The sequence below is a fragment of the Nitrosopumilaceae archaeon genome, from assembly GCA_035631875.1.
Classification (GTDB): Archaea; Thermoproteota; Nitrososphaeria; order Nitrososphaerales; family Nitrosopumilaceae; genus TA-20.
Map to the genome: position 1 here is coordinate 56699 of DASQHX010000006.1, position 19110 is coordinate 75808.

The 19110-nt window shown below is 34.9% G+C and carries 23 protein-coding genes; 14 read left to right on the top strand and 9 right to left on the bottom strand.

From position 1 onward, the window contains the following. The first annotated feature begins 68 nt into the window (after window positions 1-68). Window positions 69-1712: a thermosome subunit beta gene (thsB, locus tag VEU72_01265; protein HYL65763.1), complete on the top strand. Its 1644-nt coding sequence runs from the start codon at window positions 69-71 to the stop codon at window positions 1710-1712. A gap of 298 nt (window positions 1713-2010) precedes the next feature. On the opposite strand, the gene VEU72_01270 is transcribed toward thsB, so the two are convergent. After that, on the bottom strand, window positions 2011-3177 hold the full coding sequence (locus VEU72_01270) for a CBS domain-containing protein (protein ID HYL65764.1): 1167 nt from the start codon (window positions 3175-3177) through the stop codon (window positions 2011-2013). A gap of 225 nt (window positions 3178-3402) precedes the next feature. Here VEU72_01270 and VEU72_01275 point away from each other — a divergent pair, with 225 nt between their 5' ends. The 4 genes from VEU72_01275 to VEU72_01290 all read left to right on the top strand — a co-directional run bounded on the left by VEU72_01275 (window position 3403) and on the right by VEU72_01290 (window position 5674). Then, window positions 3403-3828: a universal stress protein gene (locus VEU72_01275; GenBank protein HYL65765.1), complete on the top strand. Its 426-nt coding sequence runs from the start codon at window positions 3403-3405 to the stop codon at window positions 3826-3828. 9 nt (window positions 3829-3837) lie between these two features. After that, window positions 3838-4233, top strand: a complete 396-nt coding sequence (locus VEU72_01280; GenBank protein HYL65766.1) for a toll/interleukin-1 receptor domain-containing protein — start codon at window positions 3838-3840, stop codon at window positions 4231-4233. A gap of 113 nt (window positions 4234-4346) precedes the next feature. Further along, window positions 4347-4772: a universal stress protein gene (locus tag VEU72_01285; GenBank protein HYL65767.1), complete on the top strand. Its 426-nt coding sequence runs from the start codon at window positions 4347-4349 to the stop codon at window positions 4770-4772. Between the two features lie 50 nt (window positions 4773-4822). After that, window positions 4823-5674 (top strand): lactate dehydrogenase, encoded by an 852-nt coding sequence (locus tag VEU72_01290; GenBank protein HYL65768.1) that lies wholly within the window; start codon window positions 4823-4825, stop codon window positions 5672-5674. Between the two features lie 6 nt (window positions 5675-5680). Here VEU72_01290 and VEU72_01295 read toward each other — a convergent pair whose 3' ends face one another. Next, window positions 5681-6169, bottom strand: coding sequence for an Hsp20/alpha crystallin family protein (locus tag VEU72_01295; GenBank protein HYL65769.1), 489 nt, complete (start codon window positions 6167-6169; stop codon window positions 5681-5683). Between the two features lie 168 nt (window positions 6170-6337). On the opposite strand from VEU72_01295, the gene VEU72_01300 reads away from it, so the two are divergent. From VEU72_01300 to VEU72_01325, 6 genes are all read left to right on the top strand, one after another. Continuing rightward, a complete protein-coding gene (locus VEU72_01300) occupies window positions 6338-6826 on the top strand; it encodes a universal stress protein (GenBank protein HYL65770.1) in 489 nt (162 codons plus the stop codon). A 146-nt stretch (window positions 6827-6972) separates the two neighbouring features. Further along, window positions 6973-7242 carry a hypothetical protein gene (locus tag VEU72_01305; protein ID HYL65771.1) on the top strand — a complete coding sequence of 90 codons (270 nt, stop codon included), beginning with the start codon at window positions 6973-6975 and terminating at the stop codon, window positions 7240-7242. 190 nt (window positions 7243-7432) lie between these two features. Beyond that, complete coding sequence (locus tag VEU72_01310) at window positions 7433-7780, top strand: ArsR family transcriptional regulator (GenBank protein HYL65772.1); 348 nt, start codon at window positions 7433-7435, stop codon at window positions 7778-7780. Between the two features lie 87 nt (window positions 7781-7867). Continuing rightward, entirely contained in the window at window positions 7868-8731 is an 864-nt protein-coding gene (locus tag VEU72_01315) for a CBS domain-containing protein (GenBank protein HYL65773.1), read from the top strand. Between the two features lie 93 nt (window positions 8732-8824). Continuing rightward, the gene (locus VEU72_01320) at window positions 8825-9253 is read left to right on the top strand and encodes a universal stress protein (GenBank protein ID HYL65774.1); all 429 of its coding nucleotides are present in this window, start codon (window positions 8825-8827) and stop codon (window positions 9251-9253) included. A gap of 768 nt (window positions 9254-10021) precedes the next feature. Beyond that, window positions 10022-10879 (top strand): CBS domain-containing protein, encoded by an 858-nt coding sequence (locus VEU72_01325; GenBank protein ID HYL65775.1) that lies wholly within the window; start codon window positions 10022-10024, stop codon window positions 10877-10879. 101 nt (window positions 10880-10980) lie between these two features. Here VEU72_01325 and VEU72_01330 read toward each other — a convergent pair whose 3' ends face one another. After that, the gene (locus VEU72_01330) at window positions 10981-11142 is read right to left on the bottom strand and encodes a hypothetical protein (protein ID HYL65776.1); all 162 of its coding nucleotides are present in this window, start codon (window positions 11140-11142) and stop codon (window positions 10981-10983) included. Window positions 11143-11223: 81 nt separating this feature from the next. Next, window positions 11224-11361 carry a hypothetical protein gene (locus VEU72_01335; GenBank protein HYL65777.1) on the bottom strand — a complete coding sequence of 46 codons (138 nt, stop codon included), beginning with the start codon at window positions 11359-11361 and terminating at the stop codon, window positions 11224-11226. Between the two features lie 253 nt (window positions 11362-11614). Here VEU72_01335 and VEU72_01340 point away from each other — a divergent pair, with 253 nt between their 5' ends. Further along, complete coding sequence (locus VEU72_01340; GenBank protein HYL65778.1) at window positions 11615-12901, top strand: MFS transporter; 1287 nt, start codon at window positions 11615-11617, stop codon at window positions 12899-12901. A 121-nt stretch (window positions 12902-13022) separates the two neighbouring features. Here VEU72_01340 and VEU72_01345 read toward each other — a convergent pair whose 3' ends face one another. The 4 genes from VEU72_01345 to VEU72_01360 all read right to left on the bottom strand — a co-directional run bounded on the left by VEU72_01345 (window position 13023) and on the right by VEU72_01360 (window position 16419). Further along, window positions 13023-13850 (bottom strand): ATP cone domain-containing protein, encoded by an 828-nt coding sequence (locus VEU72_01345; protein ID HYL65779.1) that lies wholly within the window; start codon window positions 13848-13850, stop codon window positions 13023-13025. Between the two features lie 7 nt (window positions 13851-13857). Further along, a complete protein-coding gene (locus VEU72_01350) occupies window positions 13858-14640 on the bottom strand; it encodes an ABC transporter permease (GenBank protein HYL65780.1) in 783 nt (260 codons plus the stop codon). Then, a complete protein-coding gene (locus VEU72_01355; GenBank protein ID HYL65781.1) occupies window positions 14618-15580 on the bottom strand; it encodes an ATP-binding cassette domain-containing protein in 963 nt (320 codons plus the stop codon). Before VEU72_01355 ends, VEU72_01350 begins: the two co-directional genes overlap by 23 nt. Before the next feature lie 62 nt (window positions 15581-15642). Continuing rightward, window positions 15643-16419 (bottom strand): ABC transporter ATP-binding protein, encoded by a 777-nt coding sequence (locus VEU72_01360; protein HYL65782.1) that lies wholly within the window; start codon window positions 16417-16419, stop codon window positions 15643-15645. 123 nt (window positions 16420-16542) lie between these two features. Between VEU72_01360 and VEU72_01365 the strand changes: the two genes are divergently transcribed. Together VEU72_01365 and VEU72_01370 are read left to right on the top strand one after the other, a co-directional pair. After that, window positions 16543-18084: an AMP phosphorylase gene (locus tag VEU72_01365; GenBank protein HYL65783.1), complete on the top strand. Its 1542-nt coding sequence runs from the start codon at window positions 16543-16545 to the stop codon at window positions 18082-18084. Between the two features lie 123 nt (window positions 18085-18207). After that, window positions 18208-18549 carry a hypothetical protein gene (locus VEU72_01370; GenBank protein ID HYL65784.1) on the top strand — a complete coding sequence of 114 codons (342 nt, stop codon included), beginning with the start codon at window positions 18208-18210 and terminating at the stop codon, window positions 18547-18549. Window positions 18550-18588: 39 nt separating this feature from the next. On the opposite strand, the gene VEU72_01375 is transcribed toward VEU72_01370, so the two are convergent. Beyond that, on the bottom strand, window positions 18589-19059 hold the full coding sequence (locus VEU72_01375) for a universal stress protein (GenBank protein HYL65785.1): 471 nt from the start codon (window positions 19057-19059) through the stop codon (window positions 18589-18591). Between the last annotated feature and the right edge of the window lie 51 nt (window positions 19060-19110).

Genomic DNA, 19110 nt, shown 5'->3' on the forward strand with positions numbered 1-19110 from the left:
CATAGATGATAATCATGTATGAAATTCAGGTGCATGTAATAATAAGAAATATCATAAATTACAAACAAATGGCTTCGGTTCAAACCACTGCGGAAGGGATCCCTGTAATTGTTTTAAAAGAGGGCTCTAAACAATCCAGAGGTCGTGAAGCACAACGAAATAACATTGCTGCTGCTAAACTAGTGGCAGAGATAATTACTACCAGCCTTGGTCCGCGGGGAATGGATAAGATGCTTGTTGACTCAATCGGAGATATAACAATTACAAATGATGGCGCCACAATTTTAAAAGAAATTGATGTTCAACATCCTGCAGCCAAGATGATGGTAGAAGTTGCAAAGGCAACCGATAGTGAGGTAGGAGATGGAACCACATCTGCAGTTGTATTTGCAGGAGCATTATTAGAAAAAGCTGAGGTACTTATTGATAATGATATTCATCCTGTAATTGTTGCAGATGGATACAAGAAGGCATCAATGAAAGCCATATCATTTTTGAGTGATATTGCACAAAAAGTAGACACAAAGGATAGAAAAATACTAGAAAAAATTGCAGTAACATCAATGTCTACAAAACTTGTTTCCATAGAAGCCCCAGATCTTGCAAAACTTGTTGTTGACGCTGCACTTTCTGTTGTAACACAAAAAGATGTGGGTTATAATGTTGATCTAAATAATATCAAAGTCGAGAAAAAAGCAGGTGGGTCTATTGAAGACAGCAAAATGATAAACGGAATTGTTTTGGACAAAGAAATTGTTCACAGTGGAATGCCAAAAAAGATTGAAAATGCAAAGATAGCTCTTATCAGTGCCCCACTTGAAATAGAAAAAACTGAGTTTGAAGCAAAAATAAACATCTCAAGCCCAGACCAAATAAAATCATTCATGGAAGAAGAAGATAGTATTATCAAAGGAATGGTTGATAAAATAAAATCTACTAACGCAAATGTGATTTTATGCCAGAAAGGCATTGATGATATTGCACAACATTATCTTTCCAAAGAAGGAATAGTTGCGGTGAGACGAGTCAAAGAAAGTGACATGTCCAAACTTGCAAAAGCAACAGGTGGTCGAATCGTAGGAAGTGTCCATGATCTGACTGGAAAGGATCTAGGTCAGGCACAAAACGTTGAAGAAAAAACAATAGAAAACGATAATTGGGTTTTCATTGAAGGTTGTAAAAATCCAAAAGCTGTTACCCTACTTCTTCGGGGCGGTACTCAGAGAGTAATCGATGAAGCAGAAAGATCAATTCATGATGCGTTGATGGTTGTAAAAGACGTAATTGAAAGACCTTTGATAGTATATGGCGGCGGTGCTCCTGAAATCTATGTTGCAACAAAATTAAGAGCATGGGCGCAATCCTTGTCAGGAAGAGAACAACTCGCAGTTGAAAAGTTCGCCGAAGCTTTAGAATCAATACCAATTGCACTTGCAAGAAATGCCGGAATGAATACAATAGATGCCATAACTCAACTTCGTGCAAAGCATAATGCAGGAGAAAAATGGACTGGAATTGCAGTTATAGACGGCGGCGTGGTAACTGATATGCAAAAATTAGATATTGTTGAACCAGTTAAGGTAAAAGAACAAGTAATCAAGTCAGCGACTGAAACTGCCAACATGATACTTAGAATTGATAATGTTGTAGCATCATCCAAATCCAATATGCCCAACTCTTCTCCTGGGCAAATGCCAAACATGGGCATGTAGTAATTAGTTGAATCTTATTCTCTAATCTTCTTATTTTCGTGACGTCGTTTCACTATTGAGAATAATGTCTGCTATTCTTATACCATAAAGACTGTTAAATGATTATGACAATATGGAAATGTTATAGATGCGGTCTGACATTTAAAGAGGAAAATCACGTGATTATACACAAAGATATATCAGCACATAATCCAAGAAAACTATAATTGGTAATGCGTTAACTCAAAAGATTTTCTATCAATTACTCTGTATATGGTTTGATTTAACAACGATTTTACGATTGATATTTGAGTTGTAACTAGAATATTTGATTCTTGTCTATTTTTCTAATAGACATCTTCCAACGTTTTTTACTTCGCTTTGACAGATTTCGAATTATTTTTTGTCCTAATATGTCAAACACTTTTGAAAGATCCCATCCCATTTCTATATAGCTATGAGTATTATACGGTGTAATTATTCTCACAGCAACTTCGTAATTCTTTCTTTCTCCACGAGCATCATGAATTATCTTTATTGATGCTCTTGCCTCTTCAACTTCAGGAAAGACTTTGGTTAGATTCCTGATTATTTTTTGAAATTTAGTCTTCACAATCTCAGCATTATTCAAATCTTCTGGAAGTCCCATGACGTAGAGTGGAACATCACTTGAAATTTTTTTCTCAAGTAGGCCAATTATGTCCTTGTATGTTATTATTCCATGGAGATTTCCCCACAGTGTTAATAAACAACAGGTTGTGTTTGCTTTTAACATAGATTCTATTACCGTGCTAAGCGAGTCATTTGTATTGCATTGAGGAATGCGTGCACTTCCGATATTACCTATTTGTGATGCCATTCTTCTTGAGGGATTGACTCCTCTTTGATCACTACCTATTCTTTCTGATGGAGTTAGCAATGGAAGTATGTGCATTGATGTCAGAACATTTGAGACTTTACCCTCATCAAGTACAGGTATGTGATCTATCCTTTTTGACATCATTATTTTTTTGGCTTTGACAAGTTCTTCCTTACCATCTACTGTGATTGGATTTGGTGTTAGAATGGTATTAGCTTTAATCCAATTCAAGCTGTGTCTAGACAATAATTCTATAATTTTTTTTGCTGTAACTACTCCCACTATCTGATTTTTATCAACTAATGGAACTGCGCGCATTCTATAATGTGCAAGCATTGTAGCTGCCTCTCCAACAGTGGCATTTTTTGATAGGGGTGTAATTCGGCGTAATAATGAATCAACTTTCATCTGAGGAATGTCTCTTGTTGCTAAAAGATCCCGTGCATTAATTGTGAAAACTGAGTTACCCTTCATACAAAAGACATCATAAGCATCATTTTCATTCATGACACTGATGACCCGAGAGATCGTAGATGAAGGATCTATAGTTACAGCTTTACTTAATAGCTGACCTGCTTTGGTCTCACGAACTATCTTTAGATGATCATAAGTTACATTTGCATTCATCTAGTATGCACCTTTGAGTTTTGGTTTAAAATGCTTGTCATATTGTTCTACCTGAATGGCTTTTGTCTACTATAAAAGAGGTTAAACTGATTTTCAAGAATAATAATTAGGTTCGATAATTGTATTTTGTAGGGATTAGAAAGTTATCTGCAAAAAACGGTGTATAATTATCAACGGTGATATTGTTGATAAGATATTAAATCAACCATTTTGAGGTAATATTTTATGATCAAGGAAAAAATTAAGAAGATCCTAGTTCCCTTGGATGGCTCAAAGAACTCGTTTAGAGGACTGGATACTGGGATATATCTTGCAAGACAGTGCGGAGCTACACTTACAGGACTGTTTGTTATGTCAATCTATCCAAGATCATTTATGCCAATAACATATGATAAGAAATACCTGACAAAAGCTACCAAGGAGTTTATGGAGAATGCAAAAAAACGGGCTGCTCAAAACGGCATTGTCTTTGTCGGAAAAACAATTGTTGGAAATGAATCGTCTGAGATAGTTGATTTTGCTGCGAAAAACAAATTTGACATCATAGTTATAGGAGCACGAGGTCTTGGCAGTGTAAAGGAAGCATTTCTTGGCAGCGTATCACATGGAGTGGTTCACAAATCAAAGATTCCTGTCTTGATTGTCAAATAGCAGAATATCATGATACATAAAATCTTCATAAGTTACGCAACTGGAGATGAGTCTCATATAAGAGAACTCTATGACGCACTTTCAAAATTAAGGAAAGTCGACGTTTACATTCCTGAATGGGATCACGCTATTGATGTAAGTTATGAATCTAAAGTTAAAGAAGGAATTAATTCTTGTAGTGCAGTAATTGTTCTTTTAACTTATAACAGTACAAACACAATATGGTTAAACCAAGAAATTGGTTATGCGACAGCCAAGAACACTCCGATAATTCCTATAGTAGAACAAGGAATTGATGTTTTAGGATTTTTAGAGGGGAAAGATTTTTTTGTTTTCAACCGCGGCGATTTTAGTTATAATGTACAACAAGTACTTACAAGACTACAGTCAATTCTAACCATCTGAATTTTATTTTCAAATTAAAAGATGATTTTATTGACAAAAATAATGAAATTAGATATTATCAATAATGGTATTATGAGAAATATATTAAATGAGCGACTTCCCAGTTTGATCTTATGATTAAACCAATTAAAAAAATACTAGTACCAATAGATGGTTCCAAGACCTCTTTTAAAGCATTGAATGAGGCGATTTATCTTGCAAGGCAATGCGGAGCTACAATAACTGGGTTGTGTGTAATTCCTCTCTACACAATAAACTTGGGCAGGTTGCTGACATCACTTAAAAATCAATCAATTAAAGAAGCAAAAAAATTCATGGCTAATGCAAAAACCATTTCTGCACAAAATGGTGTTGTATTTAATGAAAAAATAATTTATGGTAATGAAGTATGGGAAATAACTGAATTTGCCAGTTACAAAAAATTTGATCTTATTGTCATTGGTTCTCGTGGGATTGGACCTATAAAAGAGACGTTTCTTGGTAGCGTGGCAAACGCCGTTGTCCATAAATCTAAGGTACCGGTGCTTTTAGTCAAGTAGAGTGAATTGACATTTTATCTATAATAGGAACAGGACGAGTAGGTTCGGCCATAGGATTTCTTGCTGCATCTACATCTCTTGATGACATTGTTTTGGTAAATAGGACTAGGAATAAGGCCATAGGGGAGACACTAGATATTGTAAATACAATTCGGGATTCATCAATAACTGTAATTGGTACGGATGATTTTGCACATATTGCTGGTTCTGATGTAATAATAATCACTGCAAGCGCTGGTCAAATAATCACTAGTAGAGAAGATTTGCTACCATACAATATTCCTATTGCAAAGGAAATTTCAAAAAATATTAAAAAATATGCTAATAATTCCAAAGTCATAGTGGTGACAAACCCTGTTGACGTAATTACTTATTGTATCTTAAAAGAAAGTGGTTTGCCAAGAAAAAACGTAATAGGTGTAGGTTCTAGTCTTGATTCTAGCAGATTCAGGTACTTGCTTTCTAAACTGTTACGAACAAATCATTCAAAGATAGCTGGAATGGTACTAGGCGAACATGGAAATTCTATGGTTCCAATATTTTCAACGGCAAAGTTTAATGGAAAACCAATCAATCTTGAGAAAAACCAAATTGACCAAACTACTTCTGAATTGAGAAATTATTGGAAGCCTATGCAGGAATTCAAAGGCGCATCTGTTTTCGGAGCTGCAAAACATTCCTATGATATTGCAAAAGCAATAATAAACAATGAAAAATTAAAAGTTTCGTCTTCAGTATTAGTGAATGGGGAATTTGGTTTGTCAGATGTTTGTATTGGAGTGCCTGTAATCATTGATAAGAATGGTGCATCAACAATTGAGGAAATAAATCTCGATAAATCAGAATTAAAGTCACTTGATACATCAGCTGAAATAATCAAAAAAAATATTAAAAAAATTTGAGAAGAGTTATTGTACTGGTATTGACGCGCTTTTAGGCTTGGGGGTCGGTGTTGTTTTTGGAATTTCTATATTTAAAATTCCGTTGTTAATCTTTGCTTTTGCCTTGGACGAGTCTACTTTTTCAGGAATAGGCAGTGTTCTATAATAGGACACTTCTTTTCGTTCCTTTCGTAGATAGTTTTTCTTCTTTTCTTCCTCTTCTTCTTTGTGTTGTGCAGAAATTTCTACTGCATTATCAGTTACATTCAACTTGACGTCTTCTTTCTGAATACCTGGCATGTCTGCGTTTATGACATACTTGTCTCCTTCATCCATGATATCACATGACATTGAGGATGTGGGAAGGGATGGAAAACTTATGGCAGGAAATGAGGACAGGGTGCGCTCAAAGTCTCTTCTAAAATTGTCGAACACTCTGTCTAGATCTGACCAACCAGTTTTCCAAAAAGGAGTTATCTCGTGTGATGCCTCTGATTTTTTTTGAGGTTTATCCATGACTTTTTTTACACTGAGGTCTATTTGAGTATCTGAGACGATTCTCTTTCATGATAATCATCTTAGAATATTCAAATTGTCTGTTCTGGTTTTGATAATGACCTTTGTTTGATTATCAGACATGAAATTTACAAGTTAATTTAAGTACGTTTTATTCAAAAACAGAGTATGGCTAATATTTTCAAACCTACTATTTTCAAAAAGATACTGGTACCTTATGACGGTTCAAAGTACTCAAGGCACGCCTTAATACATGCTATTCATGTAGCAAAGAAATTTGGTTCAAAAATATTTCTAGTTACAGAAGTTGACACATCTGATTTTCCACCAGGTATGTTACTTGGTTTATTAAAAAAAGATAAGAGGCTGGAGCAATCAATTAGCGAATTTATGGTTGCAATAAAATCTCAGACTAGAAAGGAACTCCTTGCTGAAGTTGCAGTTTGTAAAGCAAATGGTGTTGATGCATATTATGATATCATAGCTGGGACAAGCCCAGTTGAGGCGCTTCTCAAGTTTGCACGTGGAAGGAAGATTGATCTAATAGTAATTGGAAGTCAGGGGTTGCACGGAATTGACAAAATAAAGGCACTTGGTAGCGTTAGTAGGAAAATTTCCGAATTAGCTACATGTCCAGTTTTGATTGTTCATGAATAAATCTTGACATTTTTTATACGGTTCTGTTATCTTATCTACTAATTCTCTTGAATTTTGAGTATTATCTTTGGTTGATATTCTGGATTGAAACTCAGACTTGATAATCTAGTACCATCTTCTTAATGTCAAAATAATACTTGCAATCAATGAAAACATTAAGTAAGAATCAAACCAACACCTCCATACTTTGTCTTTTGGCAATAGTTGTTGTTGTAACAATAGCTCCGCATGCTTTTGCACAACAGAACCCAGCTGGTCAAGGGCAACAAAATGGAATCCCTCTTGGTGGAAACTATGGCGTTACTACGCAACAAATTCAACCAGATCAAGGACAATCTCTTGGATGGGGAGCAGGAATAGGGGCAGCTGCATTAGCAACTGGTGTTGGAATGTGGTCAATAGTAAAACGTAGATGAGATTAGATACTGGATTTCCAAAATTCTAGTCACTTTCTTTTTTATTTTTATCAACCTACTTTTTACAGAGAAAATATCAAACAATAAGGTAATACTCACTATTATGCGCAATCTAGACATGGAATAGATTGTATGCACTGCACGGCAATGCAGTCCTGCTCATTATATCATATTAAAAAATACTTCATTCATGCAAGTATTACTACAAGGAAAACAGGTTCAAGAACAGACCTCAAAAGACGTACTGCTTAGAATTCTAGCTGACAAGTATTCAAGAACAATACTTGAGGCAACAATGGATTCACCAAAATCTGCAATAGAACTTAGTGCTGAGTGTCAAATACCTATCAGCACAGCATACAGAAGAGTACAAGAATTACATGACAACAAACTCTTGGGAATATCAGGTTCTATCAATGATGATGGTAAAAAGTACTTTTTGTACAAATCCAAGATCAAAGCAATAATGACCTGTTTTAAAGGAAATTCACTAGAAGTAGAAATAGTCCCTAATACATTGGCAATACCAGCGAATTAGGACTTCCCATTTTTCTAAAAATATCTGAGAATCAAACTTGAAAATCAGACTCCCCTTTTAAATTCGGTATATCGGATTAGTATCATGATGAGAACTCAAGTACACCAGTTTACATCTCCTGTGATTACACTGGAACCAGAAAATACAATACATGATGCGTTATTTCTGATGCAAAAAAATGACGTTAAACGAATTATAGTTGTTAAAAATAACGTTCCAGTAGGAATTGTAACTGAACGTGATCTAGGCAGGTTTTTAGAAATCGATAAGACTGTGAGGGCTTTGGACAAAATACTGCTTGAGGAGATTATGAATAGAAGTCCTGTGACTATTACAATTGGTCAACATGATCACATAGAACAATGCGCAATACGTATGGTAACATTTCAGATATCCTCAATTATTGTTGTAGATGATGAGGGAAAATTGGTTGGTATTACAACAAAATCCGATCTCGTAAAAAATTTTTCTAATTTATACACAGGAGTTTACAAAGTCAAAGACTACATGAGCAAAAAAGTGGTTACCTGCAGAAAATCTGATTCTCTGCCGTTTGCTTTAAACATGTTAAACAGAAACAAGATTTCAAGACTGGTTGTGACAGATAATACTGGAAAACCAATTGGGGTAATATCATATGATACATTTTTGAGAAACAGTGAATACTTTAAGATTGGAAAACAAGATACAAGAGAATATCTCTTGCCAAATGCATCTGCCAAAGAATTGAAAGTTGGTAATTTAATAGCCGACGAGCTTCTAACAATAGAGTCTGAGGATGATCTTTCAAAGGCAGCAAAATTAATGACAAAATATAAGGTGAGTGGAATTCCTACCGTTGACAAGAATGGAAACTTGGAAGGTATAATTAGCTCAACGGATATTGTTCTTGCTTATAATGAAGTAGAAACTCATCTTAGATTGATAAAAAAAGACCCACATTTCTCATAAGGTGTTTTTCAAATGAATTCGATGACTAGAAGGTAATTATCAAAATTGAAATTCGAAATACCTATTTTAAGTGAAATCAACTGGTAATACAATATGGTAAAACACATACTTGTTCCATACGACAGCTCAGATCCTGCCAATAGAGCATTTGAATTTGCTACAGAACTAGCAAAACTATACAAAGCAAGCGTTACTGTAGTCACTTGTATAGTCATATATGCCCCTGTAGATCCAGTTTTAGGTGTGGCTTTCTTGGAGACTATGAAACTACAAAAAGAAGATGCCAAGAAATCCCTATTAAAGTTAGAGCCAAAATTAAAGGAACGTGGGATACAATTCAAAACTGAGGTATTAGAAGCAGTTTCAATTACAGATGTTCTAATATCGTATGCTGAATCTCATGATGTGGATTTTATAATTATTGGCTCGCGAGGATTAGGAGGATTCAAAAAATTACTTCTTGGCAGCGTGGCGTCTGGCGTATCTCAGCATTCAAAATGTCCTGTTTTGATTGTAAAGTAATAATTTTTTTGGTAAAAAACTTAAATTCATTCAGACTCTGAATGATTATCTATTTTTGCCAAAAGCGCCTAAATGATCCGGCATACAGCATTTACATTCTTTATTAAAACACTCTTCAACAGTTTCATGTCCACAGGAACCACATTCACAATTTTTTGTCATTTTCTTATTATTGTACAATATTAGCTATAGATAAATTCAATTATCATTATCGATCATGATTTCCAAGAAGAATTGCTTATAATTATCAAATATGATAATCATGTTACAAAATTAAATACAATATTGACGCACAATAGTTACCGGAAACGGGGGTATTAACCCTGAATGTTGGATACGCAGGTATGTGACTTTAACACGTTTCCGGATTTTTACATTAAATTAATGCAAGTTTAATTAAATATTTGTAATTGACAAAAAACTTTCTAAATAAAGAACTACTCCATTGTATTGAAAGAAGAGATCCTTCTCATTGGGTTCAGACCTGTGAGGTTTTAAAATCTGAAATAATTTTAAACTTTAAATGATGATTTTCAACACTGAGAATGTTCCTCCTGTTCTTATATTACAAAAAGTTATGATTAATGTTGAATGCAATAGTTTGGAAATGTTATAGATGTAATCTGACATTTAAGGAAGAAAATATCGTAGATTTACATAAAGAAATTTCTAAACATTCTAGTAGGAAAATTGAGTCATTTAGTAATGACAACTATACTTGTTCCATATACATGTGGCAAATGTAAAAATATGGCCCGAGGCTAGAAAATGGTAAACGATGTAAAATCTGAAAAGAACTTACCAATCTCTAATTATTCACTTTACGAACTTTTGAGTAGAACACTGACAACTGTGCCAGCAGTAAGTACTACGATCTATGACAGAGTGTGGGAAACAACTGGTATGTTAGTACACCATCTTGAATCCTTTACAGATTCACTTGTTGTTACAGATGAAACACATCCGGTGGGACTTATTGGAGGAGTTGAGATAATGTCTGGAACTTTGAAAAACCCTGCCTTTGATTTTTTTAATAACACTCTTGTTGGAAAAATTAAAAATGATGGCCTTGTCATAACTACACCAGAAACTAAACTTTCAGATTTATTGAAACAATGGAAACAGACAGGAAGAGCGTTTGCGATCATCCCGAATCAATATCATGGTTATTCCGCCATCTCCTCACGAAAATTACTAGAAGTAGGAGTGTTGTGCAATACTGATATCAAAGTTGATGATATTCCGAAAAAAAGGATGGTGACTTTCAAGCAAAATCAAACAGTTAGAGAGATCATAAATGCCATGTTTGAAAATAAAACTAGAAGATTGATTCTAGAAAACACGACGCAGTTTCTTAGTGATAGAATTATAATAGAAAAAATTGCTACAGATTTAAATTATCTACGCGACGTGGATAATTTTCTAGATATGAAAGCAAGCATTTTCAAACTAGAAAGTGCAAAAACGATTTCTCCAGATATGAAGATTCCAGAAGTATGTAAAATAATGTATGGTATGTTGCATCCTTATGTGATTACAACTGATCAAGTGATTAGTCCATGGGATCTCATAATGGTTTTAACTTCAAAAGAATTAACAAGCTACAAGTGGCAAAAAACTAATTAGTTTCTGAATTTCTTGTCATATAGTCAAAGAACAATTTCATGAACAAAGCGAGTCTAAAATGACCACGATAATACCTGATCCACCGCGCATTCTTGATCTTTTCACTCGAGTCCTTTTTCCATCTTTGAAATTAATTTTTCAAGCTTTTCCTCGTCAATTTCGATATCTTGACTGATACCTCCCAGAGGACAAGCTGAAATTGAGAATCTTAGAACTGCTGCTATCGTCTTGATTTCTTCTTCATTAAGTTCTATTGCTGTCATGATTAGTTCGTGAAATCATTTGATATAAAGTGAGGCATAATTCTCATTTACAGACATGGTAGAACCCTGACATTTGTTCGACTAATCCTGAGACTCTTCGAATTTTTCGTCTTGCTTGTAACCCATCTCTAATTCTGCTTGATGGATCTCTTCTTTTGCTTCTTCATGTTCCGACTCCTTTTTTTCTTCATCGATCTTCTTTGACTTTTTACTTTTCATGATATCATGTGAGCGCTGTTTAATATTAGAACAATCTAGATTATCAGAGATGAAAATCATCCTGCATTGGTTTGATGTCTCACCAGACTACATTTTAGATGGAATTCTGTAATTGATCATCAGATTTAATACTCCAAGAGATTATTTCCATTTTGCATTCATAATCATGCTTAAAAAAGAGATTAATTATGTGTAACAATCATTTTAGCGTGATCTTCAATCCTTGTAATGTTGTAATCAGGCAGATTAGAAAATGTTAAGTCTTTCTAGACAGCAACGGTCAGTACTTTTAGGTTCCTTTCTTGGATGGTCTCTTGACGGTTACGATCTTGTGTTGATGTTGCTTGTAATCCCCCTGATAAGCAAACTCTTTTTTCCTACAAGCAATCTGACTCTGTCTCTTCTTGCTACTTTTGCTGCATATGTTGTAACACTGGTAATGCGTCCAGTTGGAGGCGCAATTTTTGGAAACTTTGGCGATAAGATAGGAAGAAAAAAAACAATGCTGATTACCATAATAGGATTTTCTGCTGCGACATTTTCAACCGGCTTGTTACCTACTTGGGACATGGTTGGAGTGCTTGCTCCTGTATTGTTAGTGGCATTAAGATTTACACAGGGCTTTTTTGCTGGTGGCGAGTGGGGAAGTGGTGCTGTAATTACAATGGAGACTGCCCCCAAGTCTTCAAGAGGATTACTTTCTGGCATTCTCCAAAGTGGCTATAACTTTGGGTTTATGATGGCATCAATTGTGTATTTTTTTGTATACGCTGCACTTCCAGAATCTCAGTTCATAGATATAGGATGGAGAATAATGTTTTTTACAGGAATAATTCCAGGCCTGATAGCACTTTTTGTAAGATACAGAATGGAAGAATCTGAGGCTTGGCTTGAAAAGGTTCGTCAAAAGAAAATAGAACGTACCCCTCTTAGAAAAATATTTTCTGACAAAGAAAATAGAAGACGTTTCTTCTTGGCACTAGTAATTACTACTGGACTGATGTATGCTTACTATACCACAATGGGATTCTTTCCAACATTTCTTCAGAATTATGTAAACGTAGACAAATCAGAAGTACCTATTTTGATGATTGTTGCAACGATAACTTCCTTTTTTGGTCAGATGTTTGCAGGATATCTAAGTCAGATAATTGGTAGAAAAAAGACACTTATGGTCTTTGCAATATCTGCCATCATTATTGCGATACCCGCCCTTTATGGATTGTATCACGCTACCTCGTTTTACTCTAGATCTTTGTATACTGTAATTTTGATCTTTGCTGCAACATCGGGATTTGGTCCAATACCTGCATTTTTATCAGAAAGATTTTCAACTGAGGTAAGAAACAGTGCAAGCGGATTTGTTTACAATGGAGGTTTGCTAATTGGTTCTTGGGCTCCATTGATAGCCGTTACTATCTTGCCTCATGGAGAAAATTTAGTGCCAGTACTTTTGGGAATCAATGTGATTGTAGGTTCTGCCATACTATTGGTTGGTGTTAAGATCAATCCAGAGACAAAAGACGCAGAGATAAAATAAAAAATTGGGTCCTGATTGTAAAAATAGAGGAGCAGATTATATCAGACTATTTTTCGTATGATTATTCTCTTGGAAGAAAGGTAATAGTACTGGATTCAAAACTTATTCAACTAACTTATCATCACTGAGTGATTTGTTTTGCAAGATTTTGCAAGCTTTCGATTCTACGTAATGGTATTTTGATTTGTTGAGACAATTGATATAAATCAACATTGAGAAGATCTTTTACTAACATCATGTTGTTTTGTGATAGACTTTGCAATTCTTTTTTATTAAGACCCAGAATCGTAATAGGATACAAGCCCTTTGATTCAATCATTTTTTCTAGTCCGTTGTTAGTTGGATAGCGCCATGATATGATTTCTTGACCGATACATTTTCCATAAGTTATGGCATCATCAGAGACTTTAGTGTTGCACACAAGCATTTCTTTATCAAATTGTTCTTTTAGATCCAAGAATCTTGCATGCGTGTATAACGCTTCTTTAATCCCAGTGTATATTCCAGGAAGATTGTGAAACTTGCATTCTATCATATATCTGGCATTTGTGTTTTCTTTGCTTGCTACTATATCTATTTCATGAGTGACACAAATTCCCTTGATTTTTACTCTCTTTGATTTAATGCGAAATCCATGTTCTGCAAGTATTGAGCTGACATAATTTTCAAATGGGAATCCTGCTGGACCCATTAACATAATAGACTCTTTTAAGCGATATCTGTGTCTTATTGCTTGACTTTTATCTTCAATTGCCAGAGTATCTAAAACCATATTGTAAATTTTACGTGTAGTTATTCCATCGTATATCTTATCTGAAATTCTCTTTGCTACGTATGTTGCTAGTTTATTGCTTGCTCCAGCTCTGATACATGTTGCTCTTACTTTACCAAAACTAAATGGAACAGTTCTTCCATCATTTTTGATAACGTATTTTATTTTTCTTGTCATGATTTTATCATATTGCCTTCATTCTTCTAAATGAAAGTGTTCCCAATAATCCAAGACCTACAGTATAAAGAGTAAGAATTAACATGTCAATTCCAAGAGGAATACTTCCAATTCCCAAAATTATATTCCTTAAGGCATCCACACTATATGTAGCAGGATCAATTGTTGTTAAAATTGAAAGCCAAGCAGGAAGCTTGTCAAGAGGAAATAATGCACCACTTAGGAAGAAAAGTGGAAAGACAACGAAGCTTACAATCATCTGAAAACCTTCCAAACTTGTCATGTAGCTTCCTATAGTAAGACCAAGTGAAGTAAGAGCAAATGAAAGAAGCAAAATCACTGCAACGGTTTCTATTATTCCAAGTGGAGTAAATTGCATTCCTATTATGACTCCAACTACCAAAAGTATGCCAGTCTGAATCAAAGAATTTGTCATGCCGCCAAGTACTTTTCCAGTAAAAATTGTACCCCTTGAGACTGGAGCTACCATGACACTTTTTAGAAAATCAAATTTTCTATCCCAAATTATGTATGAGCCAAAAAATACCGCTGAAAATATTACAGACATACAAATGATTCCTGGAAAGATGAATTTCTGATAATCTAATGCATGAAAAGCAGTCGATGAAGTTGAGGAACCAAATCCATTGCCTATCACAAATAGCCAAAGAAGTGGAGTAAAAGTTGATGCTACAAGTCTACTTTTCTCACGAAAGAATACCTTAAACTCCCTTAACCAAAGGGCATAGATTTTTCCAAAATAAATGCTAGCGTCTATCGTATTGGACATATCTCTCCATGAACCCTCCTTCAGCTTGTTGTTCTTTGATATTTTTTCCTGTTAATTTTAAAAATACATCATTTAAAGTTGGACTGGTATATTCTACAGATTCTACTTCTATGTGCTTGAGAATTTCAGGAATGTTTCTTTTTGCATCATCTACGATCAAGACTACATACCCATTAACAAATTCTATTTTGCGCACAAAATCGAGATTTCTTAATGGTGTGATGTTTGCATTGTCAACTTTAGTTTTTAGTCGTAAAGTATCTCCACTTAGCTTAGATTTGAGTTCAGATGGAGAACCTAGTGCAATTATCTTTCCTCTATCTATGATGCCAATTCTGTTACACAATAGATCTGCTTCCTCCATGTAATGTGTAGTGAGTATTATTGTCAGCTTTTTCTCTTTGACCAACTGTTGTATGTATTCCCACATTGTCTCCCTGCTTGAAGGATCAAGACCAAGTGTTGGTTCATCAAGAAATAAGACACTGGGTTCATGAATTAATCCTCTTGCTATTTCCAACCTTCTGCGCATGCCCCCCGAGTATTTCTTAACTTGGTCATTCTTTCTTTCAGTTAAACCAACAAGCTCTAAAGCATCTTTGATTCGTTTTTCTCTGATATCTGAAGATACACCATAAAGAAATGCATGAATTTTTAGATTTTCATATCCTGTTAGCAAGTCGTCACTACTTGGTACTTGAAAAACAATCCCTATACTTGATCTAACTTTGGCTGGCTGCGAAATTATATCAAAACCATTTACTATTGCTGAACCAGAAGTTGGTTTGAGTAGCGTGGCCAGCATGTGGATCACGGTAGTTTTGCCTGCACCGTTTGGACCTAGAAGGCCAAAAATCTCATTTTCTTGTATGTCTAACGATAAATTATCAACAGCAATCAATTTTTCATATCTTTTTGTAAGATTGTGAATTTTTATCAAATAATAATTAGATGAGATATTACAGGCATATTATGTTTTGAAGAACATTCATTATTGATATTTCAATGCAGATTGATTGTTTCTTTTTCAATTTTGCCATCTTTGATCAGAATTGTTCTGTCAGTTGCTTCTGCAAGCTCTGGATTGTGGGTAACCATTATTACCGTACGGTGAAATTTGTTTGATAGAGTTTTTAACATGCTAAAGATGTCTGCCCCTGTCTTTGTATCTAAATTACCTGTCGGTTCATCTGCCAAAATTATTGAAGGATCGTTAATCAAACATCTTGCTATCGCTACTCTTTGCTGTTGTCCTCCACTTAGATTTGATACCTTATGTTTTGCCTTGTCCTCTATTCCTAATGCATGCAAAATTTTCAGAGAACGTCTGTTTCTGTCAGTACTTGACATTCCTGATATGATCGCAGGAAGCTCTACATTTTTTTGTACAGTGGCTCTGTTAATCAAATTATATGACTGGAAAACAAAACCAATAAGACTATTTCGCATGGTTGCAATTTCAGTGTCTTTTAGGGAAAAGATATCAATTCCATCAATGAAGACCTTGCCAATAGTTGGCCTGTCTAGTGCTCCTATCATATTGAGAAGTGTAGACTTTCCACTTCCTGATGGACCCATGATGGATACGAATTCTCCTCTTTTTACGGTAAAATTAATGTCTCTTAACGCAACAACTTTTCCTGCTGCCGAATCAAATATTTTGGTTACATTCTCTGTCTTTAATACGATGCTATCGTCAATTTGCGGCGATTTTGTAGTGGTATCCGTAATAGGAGTATTAGTATGACCATGATCAGATTCCTGCTTTAGTATATTCAATACGTATATTTCACTTCGTATCTATTTTAGAGTCTATTGTAATTATCGTTTTTGAAAATCAGCCTAATATCATTCCTGAAAATTATGCGCTGCCATATATTCCACTATGTGCAAAAAATATCAATGCAACTAAAGGCTGATATTTTAGGAATTGATTCAGGTGGGAAACCTATTGTTTTTCTCAACAAACTAGACGCAGATGAAATTGGTGTTACTGCATCTGGAAGAATAAGAATCACATTAAAGAATAATGCCATTACTGCCATGGTTGGAATAGCTACTACTGTAAAGAAGGGTTTTGTTGGAATTAGTGAGGAAGTTCTCAAAGTATTAAAATTAAAACAACATGCATTAGTTGATATCGACATTGCACCATTTCCAAAATCACTTCAATTTATTCACAACAAGCTGACTGGTAAGAGATTGCTATATGATGAAATTCATGAAATTGTAAAAGACGTTGTTCAGGGAAATCTAAACGAAAGTGAGATATCTGCATTTGTAACCACTCTGCATCTGCAAGGTTTAGATCTTGATGAGGCCACAAGCTTGGCCATATCTATGGTAAATACAGGTAAACAACTAAACCTTCGCAAAAAAATTATTGTTGATAAGCACAGCATTGGAGGAGTGCCTGGAGATAAAACAACACTTTTGGTGGTACCAATTATTGCTGCCGCAGGACTAGTAATTCCAAAAGCATCATCACGCGCAATCACTTCTGCAGCTGGCACAGCTGATAGAGCTGAATCTATGATGCCGGTAGATCTTGATATTGAAGAGATGAAAAAAGTTGTACAAAAATGCAACGGCTGTATTGTATGGGGCGGTTCACTAGAGCTTGCTCCAGCTGATGATATTTTTGTTAGAACAGAGTATTCATTATACATTGATCCTCTGCTTCTGCCTTCTATTATGAGTAAAAAGAAAGCTGTTGGTGCTACTCATCTTGTTGTTGACATTCCTACAGGGCGTGGTGCAAAGATGAAGAGTACTGGAGAATCAGATCTTCTTGCTAAGGATATAATCGAGCTTGGCAGAAGACTTGGCATACATACACAGTGTGTAGTAACACATGGTGAACAACCAATAGGTTATTCATTAGGCGCATCACTTGAAGCAAGAGAAGCCTTTGGCGTATTGATGAATAAAACCAATGTTCCAGATTTGGTAGACAAGGCATGCCATCTCGCTGGATCTATTTTTGAAATGGTAGGAAAAAAGAACGGTTATTATCTTGCAAAAGAGATTTTACGAACAGGTAAGGCAGAAAAAAAATTACGGGAAATAATATCACTACAAGGTGGAAATTCAAAAATGAGTCTTGATGATTTCGAAATAGGACAAGATATTATTCATATTAAAGCAAAGAAACCTGGTCAGGTTTTATGGATGGATAATAATGCACTAGTTGAAATCGCAAGAGCCACAGGTTCTCCTAAGGACAAAGGAGCTGGTATAGTATTAAACAAAAAACTAGGAGACAAGGTAAAAATCGGAGATACTTTATTTACCATTCACGCAGAAAAGACCCGCAAACTTTCAAGAGCCGAGGAAGTACTTCGAGAACTAGAACCTGTAGGTGTAGGGGCACGAACGGAGATGTTCATACACAAAATCAAAGAATCGCCAATAGTTAGAAGGTCTTTTGTGTTAGACAGGTAATTTTTCTAATTTACAATGTCATTCTTAGAATTAAAGAGAACCACACAAATTACAAACCAATTGTGAAAATCAATACTGAGAATCTATGAATGCATTATTAAATAAAAAAGACAACACATCATATTGAATAATAAATACGTGTGGATTGGAATTACTGCAGGTGTATTTTTTGTTGGATTGGGTATAGGATCTGCAATTTTTATGAACTCATACAATCCTTACATGATGCAAAATCCTACAATGTTCAATCAAATGATGGGAAGAAATCCACAGTTTGTAAGCCAGTATATGGGATACATGATACAAGACCCACAACTAAGACAACAGATGTATGATTATATGTTTCAAAACAAAGATTTTATGTATGATATGATGGGAAATCAAAACTTTCAAAATCAGTACATGGGACCTTGGATGATGAAAAATAATTTTACTGGACATGGCATGATGTACGATAAAAAATAATTAAAACAATTTTGGTATAGCTATTTTATGATTTTAGATCTAATGTATTATTAAGACGGGACAGTTACTCATCTCTGAAATTCTTCTACTGGCACTTCCTAGTGCTTTTATTTTACTGAATCCTGAAAGTCCATGACTTCCTATAACTACAAGATCAATATCATATTTTTTGATTAACTTTAGTATAATGTCAGAAGGTGTCCCTTCTAGAATATCATAATGAGAATCTATCCCTGCGTTTTTACAAACTGATGTTTTTTTCAATAATATCTTTTCAGCTTCGTATTTTGCAGCAGATTTGATTACATCAAGTGATTTTACTATCATCTTCTTTTGCGAACCAAGAAGGGCACCGGGTGGACTAACACTGCTAATATCTATTATTGTAACAAGGTAAAGTGAGGCACCAAATTTTTTAGATATCTCAATCGCAGTTTCTAATGCATTTTGAGAGAACTTGGAACCATCAAAGGGAACCATTATTTTCTTGTAATCTGCTTTTGTTACCATTTGATAAAAATATGACACAAAGCAATTAAATCAACTCCTGAATATCGATTT

Coding starts and splice junctions, on each gene's coding strand:
- thsB (HYL65763.1), top strand. CDS start 69: ATGGCTTCGGTTCAAACCACTGCGGAAGGGATCCCTGTAATTGTTTTA.
- VEU72_01270 (HYL65764.1), bottom strand. CDS start 3,177: ATGAATGCAAATGTAACTTATGATCATCTAAAGATAGTTCGTGAGACC.
- VEU72_01275 (HYL65765.1), top strand. CDS start 3,403: ATGATCAAGGAAAAAATTAAGAAGATCCTAGTTCCCTTGGATGGCTCA.
- VEU72_01280 (HYL65766.1), top strand. CDS start 3,838: ATGATACATAAAATCTTCATAAGTTACGCAACTGGAGATGAGTCTCAT.
- VEU72_01285 (HYL65767.1), top strand. CDS start 4,347: ATGATTAAACCAATTAAAAAAATACTAGTACCAATAGATGGTTCCAAG.
- VEU72_01295 (HYL65769.1), bottom strand. CDS start 6,169: ATGGATAAACCTCAAAAAAAATCAGAGGCATCACACGAGATAACTCCT.
- VEU72_01300 (HYL65770.1), top strand. CDS start 6,338: ATGGCTAATATTTTCAAACCTACTATTTTCAAAAAGATACTGGTACCT.
- VEU72_01305 (HYL65771.1), top strand. CDS start 6,973: ATGAAAACATTAAGTAAGAATCAAACCAACACCTCCATACTTTGTCTT.
- VEU72_01310 (HYL65772.1), top strand. CDS start 7,433: ATGCAAGTATTACTACAAGGAAAACAGGTTCAAGAACAGACCTCAAAA.
- VEU72_01315 (HYL65773.1), top strand. CDS start 7,868: ATGAGAACTCAAGTACACCAGTTTACATCTCCTGTGATTACACTGGAA.
- VEU72_01320 (HYL65774.1), top strand. CDS start 8,825: ATGGTAAAACACATACTTGTTCCATACGACAGCTCAGATCCTGCCAAT.
- VEU72_01325 (HYL65775.1), top strand. CDS start 10,022: ATGGTAAACGATGTAAAATCTGAAAAGAACTTACCAATCTCTAATTAT.
- VEU72_01330 (HYL65776.1), bottom strand. CDS start 11,142: ATGACAGCAATAGAACTTAATGAAGAAGAAATCAAGACGATAGCAGCA.
- VEU72_01335 (HYL65777.1), bottom strand. CDS start 11,361: ATGAAAAGTAAAAAGTCAAAGAAGATCGATGAAGAAAAAAAGGAGTCG.
- VEU72_01340 (HYL65778.1), top strand. CDS start 11,615: ATGTTAAGTCTTTCTAGACAGCAACGGTCAGTACTTTTAGGTTCCTTT.
- VEU72_01345 (HYL65779.1), bottom strand. CDS start 13,850: ATGACAAGAAAAATAAAATACGTTATCAAAAATGATGGAAGAACTGTT.
- VEU72_01350 (HYL65780.1), bottom strand. CDS start 14,640: ATGTCCAATACGATAGACGCTAGCATTTATTTTGGAAAAATCTATGCC.
- VEU72_01365 (HYL65783.1), top strand. CDS start 16,543: ATGCAACTAAAGGCTGATATTTTAGGAATTGATTCAGGTGGGAAACCT.
- VEU72_01375 (HYL65785.1), bottom strand. CDS start 19,059: ATGGTAACAAAAGCAGATTACAAGAAAATAATGGTTCCCTTTGATGGT.